Annotated in this window: 1 protein-coding gene; it reads right to left on the bottom strand. The window is 77.3% G+C overall.

Translation table 11 applies throughout. The annotated features are described in order from the left end of the window. The coding region (locus ACSNOB_RS31960) for a glycosyltransferase family 9 protein (protein ID WP_436691166.1) at positions 1 to 590 on the bottom strand (590 nt) is incomplete at both ends.

Here is a 590-nt window from a genome sequence, read left to right as displayed (position 1 = left end):
GGCGCCCCGGCGTCGCCGAGCCGCACGGTGGGCACCCGCCACGGGCCCCACTGCCCGAAGGGGACGGTCGGGGCGAACAGGCTGACCACCGGAACCCCGTAGGCTGCGGCCAGGTGGGCGGGGCCGGTGTTGCCCACCACCACCGCCCCGGCCCCGGCCACGGTCGCGGCCAGCTCGGCGAGCCCGGTCCGTCCGCCCAGGTCCACGGCCACGCCGCCCGCCACCCGGGCGGTCAGCTCCCGCTCGTCCGCCCCGCCGGTGACCACCACCCGGTGACCGGCTGCGGCCAGGGTGCGGACGATCCCGGCGGCCAGCTCCGGCGGACAGCCCCGGGCCTGCGACGCCGACCCGGGGTGCAGCACTATGTAGCCCGGCGCGCCGGCCTCCGGCGGGGGCGCCGGCGTCGGGCGCAGGCGCAGTGTGGGTTCGTCGTCCGCAGCCAGAGCGAAACCGGCGGCGGCGGCGAGGGACAGGGCACGCTCCGGTTCGGGCACACCCACCGGAACCCGGTGACGCACATCCAACAACGAACCGGGATAGTCATCGCTGATCGCGCTGATCCGCGGCACACCGGCCAGCCGAAGCAGCAA

Origin of the sequence: Micromonospora sp. URMC 106 (assembly GCF_051386395.1) — a bacterium.
Taxonomy (GTDB): domain Bacteria; phylum Actinomycetota; class Actinomycetes; order Mycobacteriales; family Micromonosporaceae; genus Micromonospora.
This window is presented reverse-complemented; position numbering and strand designations above follow the sequence as displayed.